We start from the raw sequence: 21,321 nt of genomic DNA, 5'->3' as shown, positions 1-21,321 counted from the left end.
GTTGACGCACTCGGCCGGCACCTGAGCCCCAGGCAGCGCTCGCACGACGGCGCGCCCGGGAGGCGTGGAGGCCCCTGGCTACTGCGGGTCCCAGCCGGCGTTCACCGTCATCCGGTCCAGCGCACGCACGCTGACGTAGGGCACGAAGCCCGCGGCCCGGGAGCGCGTGTAGGCGTCCGCCACGTGCGCGGCCTGCACCGCGTAGTCGGTGGAGAGCACCAGCTTCCCCGCGGCGCGCACGCGCGCGGCATTGGTCCGGTTCTCCGCGCACCAGCTCTGGCTGCACGCGACGTCATCCGACCAGTACATGTCCTCCATGCCCAGCCCATCGATGGCGGCGAGGTAGCCGGTGTAGTCGATGAGCTCGGGAGAGTTCTGCGGCATCACCTTGAAGCCCGGCTCTCTCGCCTTCGCGTACTGGTTGATGCGGGCGATGAGGGCCACCATCTTCCGCGCGAGGTCGGCGCGGTTGGTGCCGGCGGAGTTGGCGGGAATCTCCTCGTACGTCACCACCATGTCGAGGTAGCAGCCGGTGAAGCCCGCGGCGAGCGCCTGGTCGATGCGGCCCTGGACGATGGGCCACCAGCGCTCGTCCCAGTACTTCACGTACTGCTCGTCCGGCCACCCATCCACGGGCCCGAGCTTCAGGTCCGCGGGCACCAGCGGCCACTCGGGGCGGTACTCCTCGATGGCGCCAATCTCGAAGTACGCGAGCACCTGCTTGCCCCCTGCCTTGAGCGCCGCGATTTCGTCCGCGCGGAAGTAGTCGCTGTGCCCATCGCGCGACAGCTCGACGATGGCCAGGTCGAACTTCGAGCCAGCAATCTGGTCCAGCCGGTTGTTGGCGTAGTTCGTCAGCTGGTACGTGAAGCTGCTCACCCCCTCCCAGGGCACGGGGGTGCCCGCGTCACCGGACGTGCCGGCATCGGTGGGCGTGCCGGCATCCACCGGGGAGCCCGCGTCGACCGGAGTCCCCGCATCCTGGGGCGCACCGGCATCGGTGCTCGCGACCTGCACGCGCACCACCCACAGGTCCAGCAGCGACGCGTCGGCGGAGGAGTCCGTGCGATAGCGCAGCTTCACCGGCCCACCGTCCAGGAAGCGGCCCACCGGCGCGGGCAGCGCCAGCGACGTCGCCGTCCACTTCCACGACAGGGCGAAGGTGTTGTCCCCCACGACGACCCAGGCGCCCGCGGTGTAGTCCCAGGCCTCGAAGACCCAGCGCATCTCCGCCTTGCGGGGCCCGCGGTAGTTCACCCCAATCTCGGCGGCCTGCACCGTCGCGGCCGTCACGTCCACGGGCAGCGGGTAGCTGCACGTGGCCGAGGTGTTGGGGGAGAACTCCACGTACTCCGCCCAGCGGTCCTGCGTGCCCGTGAGCGTCTGGGTCGCAAGGCCCTGGACGCCCTGCCCCGAGCCGATGGAGCCACGCGCCACCTGCAACGTCGCGCACGTGAGCGTCCGGGCATTGGCCAGCACCTCTCCGTGCAGCGCGCCGACCTCATCCTCCGGCGAGGCACTCCCACAGGCGGCGAGCACGGCAAGCAGGGCCCAGGACAGGCGGGCGCAGACGACTCTCATGTGAAGGCTCCCTGGAAGGAACGCGGAGCGGCCATAGAACATCCCCACCCCGTGGCGGCAACGCCTACCTCACTCCGGCCGAGCCACTCGTACGGGGCCAGACGCGTTGCGGGCTCCGCACCCGCAGACCCATGGCAGAGGAACAGGGACATCGGAATGCGGACACGGCGGAGGCCGGGGCGCGACGACGCCCCGGCCTCCGTGGGGCCTTACGCGTCCGGCAGCATGAACGCGACCTTGTAGGCCTGCGCGGACAGCGGGAAGCCGCCGGTCTTCGCGGCCTGGACGTAACCATCCAGGTTCGGGAACACGTAGTCGCGCTCCGCGGCCGTCGACAGCCCCAGCCAGGAGGCGATGGAGAAGGAGTACTGGTCCACCGTCAGCGTGGGAATCCAGCGCCCCTTGGCGTCGGTGGTGTTCGGGTTGTTCGCGGCGCCACCCGACAGGTCCAGGCTGGGGAAGGTGCCATAGAGACGGCGCCCCTGGACACGCTCCCCCAGGACGATGGCGTGATTCCCCCAGCCGTGGTCGGTGCCCCGGTCCGAGTTCTCCAGCAGGGTGCGGCCGAAGTCGCTCATCGTGAAGAGCGTGGCCTGAGGCGGGTTCCCGCCAAAGGCGGTCTCCGCCCGGAGCAGGTCCACCGACCGGTAGAAGGCGTCGAGCGCGAAGTCGAGCTCCGCGAGCAGCTCGTCCTGCGTCTGCCGCTGGTTCGCATGCGTGTCGAAGCCGCCCAACCCTACCGAGTACACCTGCCGCCGGACGCCCAGGCCGCCCTGCGCCGCGGGCATGGCTCCCGCGATGAGGTCCTGAAGCACCTGGTAGAGCTGGTCTCGCAGCTGCTGGCTCATTCCCGCCGGGGTGGTGAACAGCGTGTCGATGCTGTTGCGCGTGGCCAGCGGGAGCACGCTCCAGGCCGCCGCCCGGGCGGCGGTGCGCGCCGCGGCGAACGTCTGCGCCGTGGTGAACACCCCGCCGTAGGAGGCCTCCAGGGCCACGCCATTGTCGAGCGCCACCGCCTGGGCCAGCGCGTCTGCCCGGAGGGCGCTGAAGCCGACATCGTTGAGGTCGGTGAACTCGAGCACGCCGCTGGGCGACACCACCATCGGCTGGCGGTCCCCGCCCACGGAGAAGAGCGGCTTGCCCCCGAACGAGGTCACCTCCGGGTACTCCCCCGGGTTGAGCGTGTGCAGCTTGTCGGCCGTGCGGCCGGCCCACCCGGTGACCTTGCCGATGAGCGACGGGGGCGGAGCCCAGGTGGAGGGGTTCGCGACGGCGCTCGCCCAGGCATCCTGCTGGTCGGCGTGGGAGAACAGGTTGTCGGGCCGGGCCACCGTGCCCGTGGTGAAGTCCTCCTTATCCATGGGCAGCACCATGGGCCCCACGTTGCAGAGCAGCGCGGCGCGGTCCTGCTCGAAGAGGGTGCGGAGCTTCGTGAGCGACGGGTGCAGCCCGTAGGAGGCCGCGGCCTGGCCCACGGGGTTGATGGCGAGCAGCTCGGTCGTCTCGAAGCCGATGTTCGGCCGCGCATCGAGGTAGCGCCCGTGCGGGCCGCTCGTCAGGGGAACGAGGACGTTGTTGCCGTCGTTGCCGCCCAGCAGGAAGACACAGACGGCCGCGCGGTAGCCGGCGTACCCGCTGAGGGTGGCGGCCTCGGCCGCGCCGAAGAACCGGGGAAAGGTCGAGGAAGCAGCGAGGAGCCCCAGGGTGCTGGAGGTGCCACGCAGAAACAGGCGTCGTGAGATGGGCATGGGGCTTACCTCTGGATCTGGAACTCGGGAGAAAGGGTCGTGAGGTAGAGGGCCAGCTTCTTCTTCCGCAGCGCATCGCCCGCGCGCGAGTCCGCGAGGGAGGTCTCGAGGAGGAGCTGGAGGTCCGAGGACATCGTGTCGTGGAGGAGGTAGCGGTCCAGCCAGGTCACCAGGTCCGTGGACGCCGAGGGGACGACGGCCAGGTCGATGAGGACGCCGACGCTGGCGGGAGAGGTGGAGTGGAGCAGCTCGTGCACGAAGTTGGCGCGCGCGGTGACGGTGGCGGTGTCGAGGATGGCGAACTCGGGGCCGAGCAGGCCGTTGGCGCCGGGCGCCGGAGCGTTCGGGGGGTAGTAGCTGAAGACCGACGGCGGCCGGGGCACGTACTGCCCCATGTTGCGGCTCCAGGTGGTGAGCTTCGCGCCCGGGTCCTTGCCCCCGGTCGTGTCGAGCGTCCCGTTCAGCCACCGGATGACGGTGGTGACGAACAGCGCGGGAGAGCGCAGGTGCCCGTACGCTGCCTGCTGCGAGGCCGGCGCCAGCGGGCCGCGGGCCTCGGCGTCCTCCAGAACCTTGCGCACCACGAAGCGCAGGTTGCCGCGCTCGCCGGTGCCGTCGTTCTTGAAGGCGTTCACCACGCGCTGGACGTAGGCGGGGGTCGGGTTGCTGGTGACCAGATGCTGGATGAGCTGCTTGCAGATGAACGGCGGGAGGTTCGGGTCGGCGAAGACGTTGTCGAGCGCCTCCTCCAGGTGCTGCGCGGCGCCGGCTCCGGCGGTCGTAAGCTGCCCCCGCAGGAGCAGCTGCGCGCGGGAGTCGTGGTTCACGTCACAGCCAATCATCGGCTCCGGGTAGTTGGCCGGGTTCGAGCCGCCCCTCGCCGGGCAGCCCGTGGCGCTGGCATAGGTCCACCCGGAGAGGGCGGCCGCGAACGCCTGCACCTGGGCCTCGGAGTACGCGGGAATGCGCGCGCCGGTGATGGGGTCCAGCTTCTCGGTGCCGTCCTCGTTGAGCTGGTGGAGGCCGAGCGTGAAGAGCTGGAGCATCTCCCGCGCGTAGTTCTCGTTCGGCTCGACGCGCTGGCCGTTCGCCTTGAAGGCCTTGTTGTTCGCCATGTCGAGGAACGTCCCCATGGCGGGGTCCAGCGTGACGAACTCCAGCAGCTGGCGGAAGTTGCCGAAGGCGCGCTGGGAGAGCAGGTTGAGGTAGCCCGCCATCGCGAGCCGCGGCTCGTTCTCCGGCGTGCCCCCCGGGTTGGGGATGCCGTTCTGCGAGACGACCAGAATCTGGCTCAGCGCGAACGCCACCCGCTGCCGGAGCTGATCCTGCCCATGGACGGCGTTGTAGAAGAACTGCGAGCCCAGGTCCGGAGCGGCCGCCGGGTCGAACGTGGAGCGCGGGGCGTTGAACTGCGCGGTGATGGAGGCGGAGACGCCGACGGCGACCACCTGCTCCACCGAGTCGATGGGCAGCGGGCTCGCGCCCTGGGCGAGGCGCGGGCCGAAGGTGGCCTGCTCCAGGAAGCGGATGGCGTTCTGCTCGGCGGGAACCGCGAGCGTGTCGACGGCCTGCCGAGCCTCGGTGAGCGGGGCAATGGTGGGTGCGTCGGGTGGGCGCTCATCCGGTGCGCAGGCGGTCGCGCATACGGTGAGAGCCAGGGCGAAGCGTCGTTTCATCCGGAGCGGCTCCTTGAGGTGATGAATCACCTCAAAGTCCCACAAAACGACCAATTCTGTAAGTCGTGTATTCCACGCCAAGTCCGTGTCAGACCGCTCTGCCAGGCTGCCTGGCCGGAGGGGCCCGGATGTGCCGCGCGGGTGCACCGCGTGCGTGGCCTTCCCGCCGGCTCCGAAGTAGAAGCCAGTCCCCATGGAAGCCCATCCTTCGAAGAAGGTCGCTCTCGTCACCGAAATCTCGAAGGAGTTCACCTTCGAGGCCGCGCACCGGCTGCCCAACGTTCCCGAAGGGCACAAGTGCGCCCGGGTGCACGGGCACAGCTACAACGTCGAGTTCACCATCCGCGGCCCCGTGGACCCGAAGCTCGGCTGGATTGTCGACTTCGCCGAGCTCAACGCGGCCTGGCAGCCGCTCCACGCGCAGCTGGACCACCGGCTCCTGAACGACGTGCCCGGTCTTGAGAACCCCACGAGCGAGCTGCTGGCGGCGTGGCTCTTCGAGCGACTGAGCCTGCCGGGCGCGCGCGTGGTGCGCATCCGCGTGGCGGAGACGTGCACGTCGTCGTGCACCGTCTACCCCGCCGAGGGCTGAGCAGCGTCAGCTCTCTATCTGCCCCAGGTTCGCGTGGAGGACCGCGCCGTTGAGCACCGGCGTGTTGGCGCACAGCCAGACCACGTCGGCGATTTCCCGGGGTTCGATGAGGCGGCCGAACGTCGTCCGCTTCGCCACGGCCTCGAGGATCGCCGGGTCCTCGCCGACGTGCTCGTGGAGCATCTCCGTGTCGGTGAAGCCCGGGCAGATGCAGGCGGTGTGGACGCGCGTCCCGACGAGGTCCTGGCAGGTGGCCCGCATCAGCCCGACGAGCGCGTGCTTGGACGTCACATACGAGGCGTTGCCCCGGACCGCCTTCTCCGACAGCGTCGAGCCCACGTAGAGGATGGAGGAGCCGTCGGTGAGGCGCTCCCTGACGAGGCGGTTGAGCACCGCCGGGACGACGACGTTGACCTCCAGCACCCGCCGGAAGTGCTCCGCTGTCAGCGACAGGGCGTCGTCATGCTCGTAGAGCGCCGCGTTGTGGACGAGCGAGAGGCGCCCGGACGGAGGGCCCACCGAGTCGCGCAGGGCCTGCCCCACCTGCGCCTCCCAGCCCGGGGCCGCGAGGTCCACGCCCACGTTCACCACGCCCGGTACCGGGCAGGGCCTGCGGGAGAGGTTCATCACCCCCCAGCCATGCTGGCGGAAGCGCACGGCCAGCGCCTGTCCGATGCCCCGGCTCGCGCCGGTGATGATTGCCCAATCAGCCATGGTTCTCCCACTCCCAGGACGACCACTGGCCGGGGCCCGAGGCGCACTTCACCACGACGCGGGTGATGCCCGAGCTCTTCAGCACGGCGCCATCCGCCACCAGCTCCTCACCGAAGACGCGGGCCAGCTCCTCCAGCGTCACGTTCTCCACCGGGAGCACCGTCACATCCCTGGCGAGGAACCGCAGCTCCTCGTCATGGAACCGCGCGAGGTAGTCGCCGCGCACGTCCTGCTCGAGGCGCAGGTAGGGAGAGCGCCCCGGCAGCAGGAACGTCTCGTTCCAGGCGCGGCAGCGGGAGATGACGGCCTGCTTCAGCGGGCCGTAGTCCGACAGGAGCCCGTTCTCCACCACCGCGCCCGTCAGGGCGACGTAGACGGTGAAGTTGTGGCCGTGCAGGTTCTCCCGGTGCGTGGCGGAGAAGATGGTGAAGTGCCCGGCCGAGAACTTCATCTCTTCCTTGTGCAGCTCGATGGTGGTCGTGCGCGACATGGGCAGCCCGAAGCTGAAGGGAAAAGTCACGCCTGAGTTAGCACCAAGCCCCGATGGCCGCTAGCCACTGCGGCCCCCAGTGAAAAGCTCGCGGGCGGAGGTGGCGCCAACGTCAACTGCGCATCACGCGGACCAGATGGCTTCCACGCGGGCGCGCACCTTGCGCCGGGCCTCGGGGAAGCCAGGCAGCGTCCGCAGGGGGGTGAGCGCCGGGCAGCGGTCCATCCACTCGAGGTCGATGAGCGACGCGTCCGCCGCCCGCTGGAGGTACCGCAGCGAGTGCTCCGTGGCCCCACGCAGGCAGAGCTGCTCGGCGGCGAGCTGGCACAGCAGCGATGCGAAGCGCGGGCTCAGCCGCAGGGAGAGGAGCGTGTCCAGCGACTCCACCGCGTGGTCCACGTCCGTCTCTCCCAGCACGACGGAGCAGTAGCTGGCCGCATGGTTCGCGACGGGGTCCAGCTCGTCGCGCAGCCGCTCCCGGCAGCGACGGAGCTCGTCCAAGTCTCCGCTCCAGGCGGCCACGCGCATGCGCAGGGTGAGCGTCACCAGCGCCAGCCGGGGCTGCGCCTCCAGCCGCTCCAGGCACCAGCGGTAGGTGTCGTGGTCCCCCCGCAGCGCGCTGCAACGCGCGACGTCCACCAGGGAGATGACCAGCCCGGGCTCCAGGGCATACGCGAGCCGCAGCCGCTCCAGCCCCTCGGCTGCCCGACCCGCCTCGCACTGCAGGTTGCCGAGCTGCTGCATCGCGGGCGCGAAGGCGGGAGCCACGTCCAGCGCGGCGCGCAGCGCCACCACGGCCTCGCGCCACTGGCCCTCGTGCATGGCCAGGATGGCGCGCGCCAGCTGCGTGTCCACCAGCTCCGGCGCCACCCGCAGGGCATGCTCCAGGGCATTCCGGGCCTCTGCCTCCCAGTCACGCGCCTTGTCCGACAAGCGGAGGAACCAGGCTCGCACGGCCGCCACGGCGTACTGCGCCACCGCGGGAGGGAAGTCCGGCGCCAGGTCGAGGACCTGCCGCAGCGGCGCGAGGAGGTCCTCCGTCACGCCCCGCGTCGTCGAGCGCTGCCGCGTCAGCACCTGCCGGTAGAGCGCCCTCGCCTCCTCGGGCACCGTGTCGCGGTACGACAGGAGGAGCAGCTCGTTGCGCAGCCCCTCCGCCATCCGCTGCCCCAGCCGGTCCTGGAGCGTGAAGACGTCTTCGTCCGTCTCGTCGAACCGGTCGCTCCACAGCTGGGTGCCGGACGCGCCCTCCACCAGCCGCAGCGTGGCGCGCACCGACCTGCCCATGCCCTGCACCGTCCCATCCACCAGCAGCTCCACCCCCAGCTCACGTGCCGCCGCCCGGGGCTCCCGCTCCTGGCGAAAGCGGGCCGTCGCCCCGCTGCTCTGCACCCGCAGCCCGCGCGTGCGCGACAGCAGGTCGATGAGCGACTCCGTCACCCCATCACCCAGCGCCTCCTGCTCGCGAGGCCCCATGAAGCGCAGCGGCAGCACCGCCAGCGACTGCTCTCCCGGGCGCAGCGGTGTGCGCGGCGTGAAGCGCTGCGCCCCGGCCGGCGGGGGCGTCACGGGTGGGAAGGCCCTTCCGGTGGAGGTGGCGCCCGGGACTGGCGTGCCCGTCGGCTCCACCGGCTCACCCACGGACGCCAGCCAGCCCCGCAGCGCCACCGCCACGGCGAGGGCTCCGCCGGGCCGGTCCGCCGGCTCCCGCGCCAGACAGGCCAGGACCACCTCCGCGAGCGCATCCGGCACCGAGGCGCGCAGGCGCGGGTCCGGAGGGGGCTGCCGCAGCCGGGCGAAGGCCACGGCCATGGCCGACTCGCCGGTGAAGGGCGGCTCGCCGGTGAGCAACTGGTAGAGCAGCAGCCCCATGGCATAGAGGTCCGCGCGTGCGTCCACCTCGCCGCTCTCCAGCTGCTCCGGCGCCATGTAGAGGGGCGTGCCCACCAGGCCCTGCGTGCGCGAGGACACCTCGCCCGCCACCGCACGGGCAATGCCGAAGTCGGTGAGCACCACCCGGCCGCCGGCCTCCACCAGCACGTTGGCCGGCTTGAGGTCCCGGTGCACCACTCCCGCGGCATGCGCCGCGGCCAGCCCCTCGCACAGTGCCAGCGCGATGCGCGCGGCGCGCGCTGGCGCCAGGGCCCGCTCGCGCTCCAGCAGTTGCTGGAGGTTCTGCCCCTCCACGAACTCCATCGTCAGGTAGAGGCGCCCGGCGTGCTCGCCCAGGTCGAAGGTCCGGGCCACGTGGCCGTGGGAGATTCTGCGGGCCAGGCGGACCTCGCGGCGGAAGCGCTCCATCCACTCGGGAGCGGGCGCGGGGCCCACCTCCAGCACCTTCAGCGCCACCACGTCGCCCACCAGCGTGTCCCGCACCCGGTACACGGCGCCCATGCCACCACGCCCCACGAGGCCGAGCAGCTCGTAGCGGCCGGCGAACAACTCCGAGCCCGCCGCGGCCTCGAGGCCGGGGGTTTGCTTGGGGGTGAGCACCGTCACATCGGTGCCGCCTGGGGGTGCGGTGGGGTTTTTCTCCTCGGACACGGCGCGGCGAGTGTAGCCCCACATCCGCCCGCTCGCCCGCCAATCTCCAGGGTGACGCCTGACCTCCAGGCTGCTTCCCGGAGTGGACGCAAGCCGCACGGTCCGTCCGCCTGGCGTGACGGGAGCGCGTCTCTCGTTCCTGGTCTGGAAGCGGGGCCGCGCCTCCGCAGCGTGCTTACCGGGACGTCTCGGGGTCCGCGGGGCGGAAGAGCGCGCAGACGCGCACCGGCTGGGGCGGGTACTTCTGGGGCAGCAACGGGCACATGATGAACGTGGTGGTCCGAGACTGGACGTAGCGCGGCGGCGCGGCGCAGCGGTGGCAGAGGCTGTCCGGGAAGGGCAGGGATTCGGGCGGGGGCTTCGTCATGACTTGTTCCGCAAGGAGCATCGCATGGGGCCGCTCGAGTGGCGCCACCTCGTGAATCACTTCCGCCAGCCGCGTCCAGTTCCTGCACGACCTTGCACACCCTCTCGGGCGGAGTCAGGTGTCCGGGAAGAACATCTCCCACGGTTCTGAGACTCAAGTCTCGCCGTTTGGCCGTGTGCCCTCCGTACAATCCCCGCATGCGCATCGAAGAGCTGACCGTCGAGCCTGCCCGCCTGCGGTCCTGGGGCCCCCGGGCCACCCTCGAAGTCACCTGTCCCCTCCCCGGCGTGCTGCGACTCCGCCACGCGCCGACGTCCGCCACCGTCGGCTTCCTGCATCCCCAGCTGCCCGCGAAACGCTCTTGGGCCGTGGTGTCCGCGGACGGGCTCCGCCCGCTGGACGTCACGCGCGAGGAGGGACGCGTGCGGGTGCGCGCCGAGGGCGTGACGCTGGAGCTGGCGACGGACCGTGGCACCTGGAGCTTCGGGGACGCGGACGGGCGCGAGCTGGCGCGCTGCACCCGCGTGGCGGGCGAGACGAAGTCTGGCTACCCGATGAGCACCCACCGCTCCTGGCTGACGCTGCACGCGCCTCCAGGCGAGGCCTACCTGGGCTTCGGCGAGAAGGTGGGCCCCCTGGACAAGCGCGGCATGCACTTCACGTTCTGGAACACGGACGTGATGCCGCACCACCCGGACACCGACCCGCTCTACCAGTCCATCCCCTTCTTCGTCGGCCTGCGCGACGGCGTGGCGTGGGGCATGTTCCTGGACGAGACTTGGCGCTCCGAGGTGGACGTGGCGCTGGCGGACGGAAGCGAGCTGGCCTGGGAATCCTGGGGGCCTGAGCTGGACTGCTACCTCATCACCGGCCCTCGCCCGGCGGACGTGGTGCGGCGCTACACGACGCTCACCGGCCGCATGCCGCTGCCACCGCTGTGGAGCCTGGGCGCGCAGCAGAGCCGCTGGGGCTACGAGAACGCGCAGGACGTGCGGGGCGTCATCCGGGGCTACCGCGCCAGGGACCTGCCGCTGGACTGCGTGTACCTCGATATCGACTACATGGACACGTACAAGGTCTGGACGTGGGACCGGACCCGCTTCCCGGACCCGGCGGCGCTGGTGCGAGACGCCGCCGCCGAGGGCGTGCGCGTGGTGACCATCATCGACCCCGCGCTGAAGCAGGAGCCGGGGTGGACCGTGTACGAGGAGGCGCGCAAGCGCGACTACCTGGTGCGCTATGACCGGGGCGACGTGTTGGTGGGCGAGGTGTGGCCGCGCCCCGCCGTCTTCCCGGACCTGACGCGCGAGGAGGTGCAGCGCTGGTGGGGCGGCCTGCACCGTGACTTCGTGGCGCTGGGCGTGGCCGGCTTCTGGAACGACATGAACGAGCCGTCCTGCTTCGCGGTGCAGCCCGACGTGGGCCTCTTCACCATCGCCAACGAGCGCGCAGAAGGCGTGGGCACCGTGGAAGGCAAGACGCTGCCGTACGACGCCCGGCACGGGGACAAGCGGCACCTGGAGGTCCACAACGTCTATGCCATGGGCATGGCGAAGGGAGCATGGGAGGCCCTGCGGGAGATGCGCCCGGAGGCCCGGCCCTTCCTGCTGACGCGCGCGGGCTCGGCGGGCATCCAGCGCTACGCGGCGGTGTGGACGGGGGACAACTCCAGCCACTGGACGCAGCTGGAGACGTCCATTCCCATGCTGGTGGGGCTGGGCATGTCGGGAGTGCCCTTCACGGGCGTGGACATCCCCGGCTTCATCGGCATGCCCAGTGGCGAGCTGCTCGTCCGGTGGATGCAGACGGGCACCTTCTACCCGCTGATGCGCAACCACGCCGGCAAGGGCACGCAGCCGCAGGAGCCGTGGCGCTTCGGCGAGCCCTATCTGTCCCTGGCACGCGAGGCACTGAAGCGGCGCTACCGGCTGCTGCCCACGCTCTACACGCTGATGCACGAGGCGTCGGAGACGGGGCTGCCCGCGCTGCGCCCGCTGGTGATGCACGCGCCCAAGGACAGGGAGGCGGTGACGGCGTACGACCAGTTCCTCTTCGGTGGAGATTTGCTGGTGGCGCCGGTGGTGCGCCCCGGACACACGAAGCGGCTGGCGTACCTGCCGGAGGGCCTGTGGATGGAGTGGCCCGGGCTGGACCACCCGGGCTCGATTCAGGAAGGCGGCCGGCACGTCATCGCGGAGGGTGCGCTGGACACGGTGCCCCTCTGGCTGCGCGCGGGCGGCGCGGTGACGCTGACACGGCCGGCGAAGCACACCACCACCGCCAACTGGGACCACCTGGAGTGGCACCTGCACGCCGCCCCCGAGATTCACGGGCGGCTCTACGAGGACGTGGGGGACGGGTACGGCGACTTCCGACTCACCGTGGTGGAGGGAAGCCTGGGCGAGGGCGTGCTCAAGCTGACGCGGCGGGTCGAGGGGCGGCTGCCCCTGTCACGCACGGAGGAGACGATTCGTGTGTACGGACTGCCCTACGCGAGCAGCGTGGCGGGGGCGCTGTCGTTCAAGTTCGAGCGCGGCGTGCTGGAGATGCGCGTGGCTTCCGCCTGGACGGAGCTGACGGTGGACACGTGAGGGACTTCACGCGTCGCGGCGTGAGGCAGGCACGGAGCCGTGCCTCACCTGAAGGTGTCGACGATGAAGACTGCTGCCCGCGAGGACCCAAGGATGGCGGTCCCGGGCTTGGAGTCAGGCCGCTTCCTCATTTGCCCCAGCCCGAGCCGGGCTACCGCGCAGATGGGCACCGTGTCGCCCCCATCCAGCGGCTGGGCTTCGTAATACCGGATGACCACCTGCGGACCATCCGTCCAGACCCGTCCGTAGAGTCGGGCAGGCGCGTCAAGCAAGCCAAGGTCATCAATGAGCATGCTTTCGACGGGGCCTTCGTACAGCGTGACCAAGTCTGTCATGCCCTGATTCGCGTCGAGCTCGGCCTGCGCGGCCTCCCCGACGAACAGCCGGAGATAGCGCATGGCCTCGCGAGCTTTCTGCGAGCATTCCTCGGGCCCCGGGGTTCCATCCGCCCGAAGCGATACGCCACCGGGAGTCGTGCACCCCAATGACGTCACGAGCAGCACGGCGCGGCCCAGGAGCGCGAGTCGACGGGAGCACATGGTCCGCTCTTACTTCCCGGCAAGTTGGTGAGCCAGTGGAATGTAGGCCTGCAGAGCCCCATCGTGCCGGTAGACCTCCAGGATGAGGTTCGTCACCTTGCCCTCATCCACGAAAGCGCCCTTGTCCACGACGATGGCAATCACACCGGATGCGCCGGGAGTGAGGGAAGAGGCCGTCGCGCGGAAGGCCAACGCCCGGTCTCTTCCCGTTGATTCGGTCACGAGGCGCACCGTCTTCATGCGCCACGATTGTTCCGGATCAAGGTTCAAGACCTTGAACACCACTGCGGCCTTGCCCCGACCTCGAAACAAGAGGGCGTCGATGCTCGCGCCCTCGTCCTTACCTGAGACCTGGGACGAGAGCCTGAACGGGGTCTGCCTCACGGCCCCCGACACCAGCAACGCGGCCAGGGCGTGGTCCTCGGAGGTCTCTTCCTTGCGGTAGCGCTCGACCTGATCCGCGAGGGCCCGCTTCTCCTTGAGCGCATCGTTCAGGGCCGAGGACATGGCCTCGTAGCTCTCGCGGTCCTTGAATACGTTCACCTGCTGGTCCGGCCACCGTCCTCCCTTCGGGTCCAACGGCCTGAGGAGGAATGGAACCTCCGTTCCGCTCTCGAGCGTTACGAGCAGGGGAATTCCTTCATCGGGGTCCAAGTCACGCAGGGGTTTCAGGACCACCATCCGGCCGAGAATCCCCACCTGCTCGAACCGACCTTCCCATCCCAGAAGCTTCGTCCGCGTCGGATCGCAGGGCATCTCGAACTGAAGGACCGTCACCACCTGCCCCTTCACATAGATACGGTGGGTGGCGTCGTCAGGGCTCTCGGACAACAACAGGGTCCGCACGTTGCCCCCGTCGCGGCCCTGGGCGGACGCGACGGCTGCAACAAGAACCAGCAGCAAGGCACACCGACCGGGCAAGGACATCCGCATGGGGCGAAGAACCTACCAGTGTGGTCGGCGAACGGACAACTCCATGGATGTGGAGAGGTAGAATCCGTCCATGACAAGCAGGTGCGCGAGTCCCGCCTTTCGCTCCGGCGCAGGCTGGATACGTTGCTGCAAAAGCACCGCTGGCAGAAGGTTCGGTGACCAGGATGGTCGAGGCTCGTGATTGGGATCGGCTGATTGAGTGGGGCCAACGGCTGCAGCGCGGCGAGACACTGGAGTTGACTGACGACTTCCGCGAACTGCTGCGCCGGGTTGCTGGAGACCTGGCTGTCAGCGACGCCGAAGCGCTGGACGCCCTCTCCGCTCCCGCAACCGCCACCGCGCTGGTACGTGAGCTCAACCGAAGAATACGAGACGGCTCACGGCGCCTCTCTCGCACCCTGGCCGACGCCAACAGGCGCAAGGAAGCAGGAGATATTGAAGGAGCGCGCGCGGTGCTGGAGTCCGTGCTCAGCGTGGAGGTCGTGCCCCTCTACCGGGAGCAGGTTGAAGTCGCACTGGCCCACCTCGAGGGACCACAAGGAGACCTGAGCTGACGGTGGACACGTGAAGGCGCGCCCCCGCCGGGGTCAATCGAGCCGGTACTTGCTCTTGAGGTAGTGCTCCACGGCCTCGCGCTCGCCGCCGAGGAGCGCGTCGTCGTAGACGAGCACCTCGGCCAGGTCGGCCTTCGCGAAGTGCTCGCTGTAATACCCGCCGACCTGCGCGAAGGTCCACGGGCCCTGGGTCGAGAAGTCGTGGTTCCCGACAGGCTTGCCATTCCTGTAGAGGCGCAAGGTCGACCCATCATAGTGGAGCGTCAGCAGGTGCCAGGTCCGCGTGTCGCCGATGGACGTCCTGACGACGGGCATGTTGTTTCCCGTTCCGACCGCCAGCACCTCGGTGCCGTTCTGCCAGCGCAGCTGGTTGTTGGCCTCGTTCCCGCCGGGGCCGAGAATCATGCTGAAGGCATGCTCCTCCGTCTCGTTGTTCTTCCCGACCACGAAGACCGTGAAGACCGTGGGCTCCACGAGAGCCTCCAGATACAGCGACTGGGCCCCATCGAAATGGACCACCGGGTTGTCATTCAGCGCACCGCGCCGGAGCGAGGGCTGGCGCGGCACGCTGCTCATGATGGCGTCACGACCGCCGCCGCTCTGGTCCTTCCAGCGGGAGACCTTGCCGTCGCTGGCGACCACGCCCTGGTCCGCGCGAAGCCACAGCCGCATCGCCCGCCGTGACATCCCCGGCTTCACCTCGGCGTCCTGGGGCATTCCCGCGTCGGCGGGTGTCCGGGCAGGGCTCGCACAGCCGGCCCACAGCACGACGAAAGCCACCCACACCCAACTGCGCGTGTTCATCCAGACGCCCTTTCGTTGCACCTGCCATGAGCCTAATGGCGCGGTCGCGAAGGAGTCCAACGTTGTCCGGACCACGAGCCCCAGGTCACCGCCCGGCGCACGACGCGGTTCGAGTTGAGGGAGGGCCAGGCGGGACTCGCGGCGGACCCCTGAAGTGCGCGATGCTGCCCGGCCCGCCTCGTGCGGGCGTCCGCGCAGTGGAGGTCTCCATGTCCCGCACGTCCCGCCTCCGCCTGCTCGCGGGCGCCTGTCTCGCCGTCCTCGCCGCATGCAGCGGAGGGGACGGCGACCCCACGCCCACCGAGCCCCAGACGCCGGCCACCTGGCACAAGGACGTCGCGCCCGTGGTGCAGGCGAAGTGCGGCGCCTGCCACACCGAGGGCGGCATCGCTCCCTTCGCCCTCCAGACGTACGCCGACGCCTTCGCCCACCGCGCCGCCATCAAGGCCTCCGTCCAGTCGGGAACCATGCCGCCCTGGCCCCCGTCCGAGGACTGCTCCACGTACAAGCAGGACCGCTCGCTCGACGACGCGCAGCAGGCCGTGCTCACGCGCTGGGTGGACGAGGGCGCCGCCGAGGGCAGCGCGGCCGACGCCGTCGCTCCCGCCACCCCCACCGGAGGCCTGTCCCGCGCGGACGTCGTCCTGCAGATGCCGGAGTCCTATCTCCCCACGCAGGCCCCGGACGACTACCGCTGCTTCATCATCGACTGGCCTGAGACGCGGACGCGCTACATCACCGGCTTCCGCGCCGACCCGGGCAACCGCGCCACCGTCCACCACGTCATCGCCTTCCTCGCGAAGCCCGCCCAGGTCTCGGGCTTCCAGGCGCTCGATGACGCCTCCGCGGGCCCCGGCTACACCTGCTTCGGCGGCCCGGGAGGAGACGCCCGCCGCGCCACGTGGCTCGGCGGCTGGGCCCCCGGCAGCCTCGGCCAGGACTTCCCCGAGGACACCGGCCTGCGCGTCGAGCCCGGCTCCAAGGTCATCCTCCAGGTCCACTACAACGACCACGGCCAGCGCGCCTCGGCGGACCGCACCTCCGTCGCCTTCAAGGTGGATGACACCGTGAAGAAGGTCGCCATCGTCCAGCCGTGGACCAACCCCGACTGGGTCAGCGACAAGGTCCCCATGCGCATCGCGGCCGGCGCGGAGGACACCACCCATGTCTGGTCCATGGAGCCCACGCCCTTCATGTCCTTCATCAGCGAGGGCGTCTTCGTCAACAACGTCCCCATCACCGTCCACTCGGCCGCCCTGCACATGCACACCCGGGGCACGCACGCGCGCGCGGAGGTCCAGCATCCCTCCGGCGCACGCACGTGCATCCTCGACATCCCCCGCTGGGACTTCCACTGGCAGGGCAGCTACGCCCTCCAGCGCCCCGTGCAGCTGTGGAACGGGGACCGGCTGACGGTGGAGTGCCACTGGGACAACAGCGCCCCGGGCGCCACCGAGCGCCGCTGGGGCGAGGGCACCGACGACGAGATGTGCCTCGGCGTCTTCTACCTCACCCAGTAGCGGCCCTTCGCGGCGCGGCCCCGCGTCACCAGAGCGGGGCCATGTTCTCCACGTACTTGAAGCCCGTGCCGGTGTTGAACACCACCACGGACTCGTCGGGCGTCACCTGCCCCGCCGCCTGGAGCTTGCGCAGCGCCGCCACGCACGCGCCGCCCTCCGGCGCGACGAAGAGGCCCTCCGCGGCGGAGATGTCCTTCACGCCCTGGATGATTTCCGCCTCCGTCACGGCCACCGCCGTGCCCCGGCTCTCCTTCACCGCGCGCAGAATCAGGAAGTCACCCAGCGCCTTGGGCACCCGCAGGCCGTGCGCGTGCGTCGTCGCGCCCTGCCACATCGGCGCGTCCGGCTTCCCCTCCTCGTGCGCCTTCACAATCGGCGCGCAGCCCTCCGCCTGCACCGCCACCATGCGCGGCCGCTTCGAGCCGATGAGCCCCATGGCCTCCATCTCCTCGAAGGCCTTCCACATGCCGATGAGCCCCGTGCCTCCACCCGTCGGGTAGAGGATGACGTCCGGCAGCGTCCACCCGAGCTGCTCCGCCAGCTCGTAGCCCATCGTCTTCTTGCCCTCCACGCGGTAGGGCTCCTTCAGCGTGGCGCACTCGTACCAGCCGTGCTCCTTCGCCAGCCCCGCGCACACCCGCCCGGCGTCGGTAATCAGCCCCTCCACCGTCTCCACGTGCGCGCCGTACGCGCGTGTCTCCATGAGGAAGAGGCTCGCGATGTCCTTCGGCACGAAGACGTGGGCCTCCAGCCCGCCGCGCGCCGCGTAGGCCGCCAGCGCGCTGCCCGCGTTGCCCGCCGAGGGCAGGCACACCGCCTTCGCCCCCAGCACCTTCGCCATCGTCACCGCCGCGGACAGCCCGCGCGCCTTGAACGAGCCCGTCGGGTTGCCGCCCTCGTCCTTCACCCACACCTGCTTCATGCCCAGCCGCGCGCCCAGCCGGGGCGCGCGCAAGAGCGGCGTCCAGCCCTCGCCCAGGCTCAGCCACTGCGCCGGGTCCTCCACCGGCATCACCTCGTGGTAGCGCCACATGGAGCGCTCGCGCGTGGCCAGTGCCTCCGGCCGCAGCGTGCGCGCCGCGCGCTCCAAATCGTACCGGGCGAACAGCGGCGCGCTGCACGCGGTGCACAGGTTCAGCACGACGCCCGGCGCGTACGTCCGGTCGCACTTCGTACAGTCGAGTCGAATCATGGCCATGGGGGCTGAATCTATGCCCCGGGCGCGCGGGAAGTCGCAACGAGTGAGGAAGAAATCCCGGGAACCCCGTTCACTGCATGCAGTCCCTGCATTCGCAGCACTACACCCATACAGGTCAGGAGTTCCCATGAGGCGTCTCGCATGGCTCTGCGTCCTGCTGTCCGCGGCTGTCGCCGGTGGCGTCATCCGCGAGAACAGCAGTCACGCAGGAGCGTCGTTCAACGTGCTCCCCAAGGAACCGGGGGTCTACCCTGTCGACACACAGGGCAATCCCATTGAGTCCCTTACCATCGGCCAGTCCCTGCACGTCGGCGTGGTGGGGCTGAAGCCGAACACCGTCTATGAATTCCGCATGGGCGTGGACGAGGCCGAATTGCCCAACCTGGAGCGGGCGGTGGCCTTCGGCCGTGCCATGACGAACGCGCGGGGGCAGATAGAGCCGTTCATCCTCTGGTACCAGTCCGGCGTCGTGGGCTGCAGCGACCGGCCCCGCTTCAAGGAGGCGCCGTTCCGCTTCCGCGACTTCGAGGAGGCCATGAAGGCGCTCGAGGGGCGCACCCTGACGGTCTCCGTCCACCCGGTGGCGCGGGACGCCAAGGGCACCACCCCTCCCATGCAGCTGCCGGTAGGTGCGGCCGAGGGAGGCTTCCGCCTGCCGCTCAAGCTCGTCGCCGACGCGCCCCTGGTCTTCGCGTCCAACGACTCCGGCTGCCTGCTCAACGCCAGCGAGGCGAACGGCTCGGAGATGTACGTCAGCGGCCGCGGCTTCCAGGCCGGTGAGGCCCTGGAGGTGGCGGTGGTGCCCAACCAGCGCGCCTGGCGCGAGGGCGACACCCTCACCGACGTCACCGGCGAGAACTTCGCCCCCGCCGTCGAGCGCGTCTTCGCCGACAGCGCCGGCCGCTTCACCGCGCCCGTGTGGAAGCAGACCCTGCAGCGCCGCGGCGTCTACGACATCGTCGTGCGCCGGCTCCAGTTCGAGCCGCCGCAGGGACAGCTCGGCCGGCTGGACGTGGTGTCGTACGGCATCGACACCGGCTACGTCCTGTACCTCATCTACCCCATCGGCGGCCCCACCATGGACATCGCCGGCCGCCCGGTGCCTGGCTTCCCGTACTTCGAGTTCGCGGACGCCTTCGCGGACACCAACGACCCCGTCTGGGGCGCGGTGGACCCGACGTACGTCCCCGCGGGCCACCCCGGCGGGACGTGGGCCGCCTACTACGTGGTGAACCACCGCAACCCCATCCAGTGGGGCGCCAACAACACCCTGGTGGACGTGTCCGGCGGAATCGAAATCCACCCGGTGAAGGCCGGCTGCATCAACGGCACCGACACCATCATCTGGAACGCGCCGCTGAACGTGGGCAAGTACGACGTGGTGGTGGACTTCGGCTCCACGGTGGCCAACACCGCCGCGGCCTTCTCCACCGACGGCCAGTACAACAGCGCGCTCGACTTCCTGGACGGCGCGGACCAGATCGGCTTCGAGGCGGGCAAGGACCCGTACACCCTGGGCACCTTCCCCGTCGGGCAGGACAGCTACAGCACCGACAACTTCTTCCCCACCATGGGCGCCGCGTCCAACGTGGACCTGCGCGCGGTGATTCGCTACCCGGCCACCGTGGCGGGAGTCGGCACGGCGGTGGCCGCCGGCACGCACCCCATCTTCATCATGGAGCACGGCAACCATGGCTTCTGCCGCAACGCCGGCCAGACGCATGCCACGTGCACCAACCGCGTGCGCAACCATGAAGGCTACATGCGGCTGCTCGACAACCTGGCCAGCCACGGCATCATCGCCATCTCCATCGACGCGTACGACTTGACGGGCCCGGTGCCGCAGTGGATTACCGAGCGCGGCACGCTCATCCTCAAGCACCTGGAGCTGTGGTCGCACCTCAACAACGCGGCCACCTTCCCCACGTACCCGAACTACTTCGCGGGGCGCTTCACCGGGAAGGTGGACATGACGAAGATCTCCATCTCCGGCCACTCGCGCGGTGGCGAGGCCTCCGTCGCGGCGTACATGCTCAACACGACGTTCAACATCGGCTCGGTGTCGTCCATCGCTCCGGTGGACGGACAGGCCCACACGCTGCCCGCCGCGGTGCCCTACTTCGTCATCCTGCCCGCGGCGGACGGCGATGTGTCGAGCCTGTCCGGCACGAAAATCTACGACCGGGCCCTGGGGACGAAGTCGAGCATCGACGTCTACGGCGCCAACCACAACTTCTTCAACACGGTGTGGGCGCTGGACGGCGACGACTCCTCCCCCGCGCGCCAGGACTTCATCGCCGCCGCCAACCAGCAGCGCATTGGCGAGGCGTGGCTGGCGGCCTTCACCCGGCTGCACCTGAAGAACGAGGTGGTGTACGGCGACATGATGCGCGGGCGGCTGGTCTTCCCCTCCTTCTCCGGGTTCAAGATCTACCCGACGCACCATGAGAACCAGCACCTGCGGCTGGTGAGCGGCAACGCGGCGGCCTTCACCGGCGCGGGCGCCCTCACCCTGGCCAGCGTCAACAACCCCGCGCCCCACCAGACGCAGGTGGTCCGTGCGAATTGGACGGCCGGCACCGCCACGGCAACGCACACGGTGCCCGTGGCCCTGCGCGACACCACGGGCCTGGAGGTGGTCGCCTTCCGCGTGGCCAGGACGACGTCGGCCCTGAACCCGGCCGCCGGCAGCCAGGACTTCACCATCCAGTTGGTGGGCGGCGGCATCACCCGCGGCACCACCGTGGCGAAGTTCGACACCATCCCCAAGCCCTACCCGCACCCCTACGGCTTCACCCACACGGTGATGACGTCCGTGCGAGTGCCCCTGCATACCTTCATCATGAACAACTCCGGGTTGCCGCTGAACAACGTCGACACGGTCCGCTTCATCTTCAACAGCCCCACCACTGGAGAAATCTATGTCGACGACGTCGAGTTCTCGCGCTAGCCGGCTGCTGGCCCTGGCCTTCACCTGCGCCGCGCTCACCGGTTGCGCGGAGGAGCCCGGCTCCATGGCGGACAAGGCTTCCAACAACCCACCCGCCGAGGCCACGCCGGCCCGGCTCCAGACCTCGCCTGGCGGAACGAGCAGCCCGGAGGCACCCCGGCCCGTGGAGCTGCGCTCGGTGGCGGTGCGCCGCGTCCGAGGGGACTCCGAGCTGGCACGCATGGCGGGCGAGGGCCTGCTCGCCGACCGTGCCGAGCCCGTGGCCATCGAAGTACGGACGGCCGAGCCGCTCGGCAACCTCGAGCGCAGCGCCTCGCCGGAGATCTACGTCAACGGCGTACGGCTGGGGGACACCTGGGCTCCGAGCCAGGACCGGCTGGTCGTCATCGTCTCCGAGAGCGACCTCAAGAAGCTCCAGGACGTGAATGAGGTGACGGTGGCCTGGCTCGGCGCCGAGCCGCAGACGCGCAGCCGCACGCCGCTGCGGTTCGACAGGTCAATGCTGCCGTAGTGATGCCGT

Annotated in this window: 17 protein-coding genes; 6 read left to right on the top strand and 11 right to left on the bottom strand. The window is 70.0% G+C overall.

Annotated elements, in window-relative coordinates:
* Window positions 1–78: 78 nt before the first annotated feature.
* The 3 genes from G4D85_RS17210 to G4D85_RS17200 form a co-directional block, all read right to left on the bottom strand.
* A complete protein-coding gene (locus G4D85_RS17210; RefSeq protein WP_164013243.1) occupies window positions 79–1,581 on the bottom strand; it encodes an endo alpha-1,4 polygalactosaminidase in 1,503 nt (500 codons plus the stop codon).
* Between the two features lie 209 nt (window positions 1,582–1,790).
* Entirely contained in the window at window positions 1,791–3,329 is a 1,539-nt protein-coding gene (locus tag G4D85_RS17205) for a DUF1501 domain-containing protein (RefSeq protein WP_164013242.1), read from the bottom strand.
* A gap of 5 nt (window positions 3,330–3,334) precedes the next feature.
* Entirely contained in the window at window positions 3,335–5,005 is a 1,671-nt protein-coding gene (locus tag G4D85_RS17200; protein ID WP_164013240.1) for a DUF1800 domain-containing protein, read from the bottom strand.
* A gap of 193 nt (window positions 5,006–5,198) precedes the next feature.
* Here G4D85_RS17200 and queD point away from each other — a divergent pair, with 193 nt between their 5' ends.
* On the top strand, window positions 5,199–5,597 hold the full coding sequence (queD, locus tag G4D85_RS17195; RefSeq protein WP_164013238.1) for a 6-carboxytetrahydropterin synthase QueD: 399 nt from the start codon (window positions 5,199–5,201) through the stop codon (window positions 5,595–5,597).
* A 6-nt stretch (window positions 5,598–5,603) separates the two neighbouring features.
* Here the strand turns inward: queD and G4D85_RS17190 are convergent, their stop codons facing one another.
* The 4 genes from G4D85_RS17190 to G4D85_RS17175 all read right to left on the bottom strand — a co-directional run bounded on the left by G4D85_RS17190 (window position 5,604) and on the right by G4D85_RS17175 (window position 9,712).
* Window positions 5,604–6,311: an SDR family oxidoreductase gene (locus tag G4D85_RS17190; protein WP_164013236.1), complete on the bottom strand. Its 708-nt coding sequence runs from the start codon at window positions 6,309–6,311 to the stop codon at window positions 5,604–5,606.
* Window positions 6,304–6,831 carry a 6-pyruvoyl trahydropterin synthase family protein gene (locus G4D85_RS17185; RefSeq protein ID WP_240359329.1) on the bottom strand — a complete coding sequence of 176 codons (528 nt, stop codon included), beginning with the start codon at window positions 6,829–6,831 and terminating at the stop codon, window positions 6,304–6,306. The genes G4D85_RS17190 and G4D85_RS17185 overlap by 8 nt, the downstream gene beginning before the upstream one ends.
* A 93-nt stretch (window positions 6,832–6,924) precedes the next feature.
* A complete protein-coding gene (locus G4D85_RS17180) occupies window positions 6,925–9,369 on the bottom strand; it encodes a protein kinase domain-containing protein (protein ID WP_240359328.1) in 2,445 nt (814 codons plus the stop codon).
* 151 nt (window positions 9,370–9,520) lie between these two features.
* On the bottom strand, window positions 9,521–9,712 hold the full coding sequence (locus tag G4D85_RS17175) for a hypothetical protein (RefSeq protein WP_164013229.1): 192 nt from the start codon (window positions 9,710–9,712) through the stop codon (window positions 9,521–9,523).
* A 197-nt stretch (window positions 9,713–9,909) separates the two neighbouring features.
* On the opposite strand from G4D85_RS17175, the gene G4D85_RS17170 reads away from it, so the two are divergent.
* On the top strand, window positions 9,910–12,303 hold the full coding sequence (locus tag G4D85_RS17170; protein ID WP_164013227.1) for a glycoside hydrolase family 31 protein: 2,394 nt from the start codon (window positions 9,910–9,912) through the stop codon (window positions 12,301–12,303).
* A 44-nt stretch (window positions 12,304–12,347) separates the two neighbouring features.
* On the opposite strand, the gene G4D85_RS17165 is transcribed toward G4D85_RS17170, so the two are convergent.
* Both G4D85_RS17165 and G4D85_RS17160 read right to left on the bottom strand, forming a co-directional pair.
* Complete coding sequence (locus G4D85_RS17165) at window positions 12,348–12,842, bottom strand: hypothetical protein (protein WP_164013225.1); 495 nt, start codon at window positions 12,840–12,842, stop codon at window positions 12,348–12,350.
* Between the two features lie 9 nt (window positions 12,843–12,851).
* Window positions 12,852–13,745 carry a DUF2381 family protein gene (locus G4D85_RS17160; protein ID WP_240359327.1) on the bottom strand — a complete coding sequence of 298 codons (894 nt, stop codon included), beginning with the start codon at window positions 13,743–13,745 and terminating at the stop codon, window positions 12,852–12,854.
* 194 nt (window positions 13,746–13,939) lie between these two features.
* Here G4D85_RS17160 and G4D85_RS17155 point away from each other — a divergent pair, with 194 nt between their 5' ends.
* The gene (locus G4D85_RS17155; RefSeq protein ID WP_164013620.1) at window positions 13,940–14,329 is read left to right on the top strand and encodes a DUSAM domain-containing protein; all 390 of its coding nucleotides are present in this window, start codon (window positions 13,940–13,942) and stop codon (window positions 14,327–14,329) included.
* 33 nt (window positions 14,330–14,362) lie between these two features.
* Here the strand turns inward: G4D85_RS17155 and G4D85_RS17150 are convergent, their stop codons facing one another.
* Window positions 14,363–15,133, bottom strand: coding sequence for a LamG domain-containing protein (locus G4D85_RS17150; RefSeq protein ID WP_240359326.1), 771 nt, complete (start codon window positions 15,131–15,133; stop codon window positions 14,363–14,365).
* 209 nt (window positions 15,134–15,342) lie between these two features.
* On the opposite strand from G4D85_RS17150, the gene G4D85_RS17145 reads away from it, so the two are divergent.
* Complete coding sequence (locus G4D85_RS17145) at window positions 15,343–16,653, top strand: monooxygenase (protein ID WP_164013221.1); 1,311 nt, start codon at window positions 15,343–15,345, stop codon at window positions 16,651–16,653.
* Window positions 16,654–16,678: 25 nt separating this feature from the next.
* Here G4D85_RS17145 and G4D85_RS17140 read toward each other — a convergent pair whose 3' ends face one another.
* Window positions 16,679–17,851 carry a threonine synthase gene (locus G4D85_RS17140; protein WP_164013219.1) on the bottom strand — a complete coding sequence of 391 codons (1,173 nt, stop codon included), beginning with the start codon at window positions 17,849–17,851 and terminating at the stop codon, window positions 16,679–16,681.
* Between the two features lie 127 nt (window positions 17,852–17,978).
* On the opposite strand from G4D85_RS17140, the gene G4D85_RS17135 reads away from it, so the two are divergent.
* Together G4D85_RS17135 and G4D85_RS17130 are read left to right on the top strand one after the other, a co-directional pair.
* A complete protein-coding gene (locus G4D85_RS17135) occupies window positions 17,979–20,801 on the top strand; it encodes an alpha/beta hydrolase (RefSeq protein WP_164013217.1) in 2,823 nt (940 codons plus the stop codon).
* Window positions 20,773–21,312, top strand: coding sequence for a hypothetical protein (locus G4D85_RS17130; RefSeq protein ID WP_164013215.1), 540 nt, complete (start codon window positions 20,773–20,775; stop codon window positions 21,310–21,312). Before G4D85_RS17135 ends, G4D85_RS17130 begins: the two co-directional genes overlap by 29 nt.
* The last annotated feature ends 9 nt before the right edge of the window (window positions 21,313–21,321 follow it).

This window comes from Pyxidicoccus trucidator, from assembly GCF_010894435.1.
GTDB lineage: Bacteria > Myxococcota > Myxococcia > Myxococcales > Myxococcaceae > Myxococcus > Myxococcus trucidator.
This window is presented reverse-complemented; position numbering and strand designations above follow the sequence as displayed.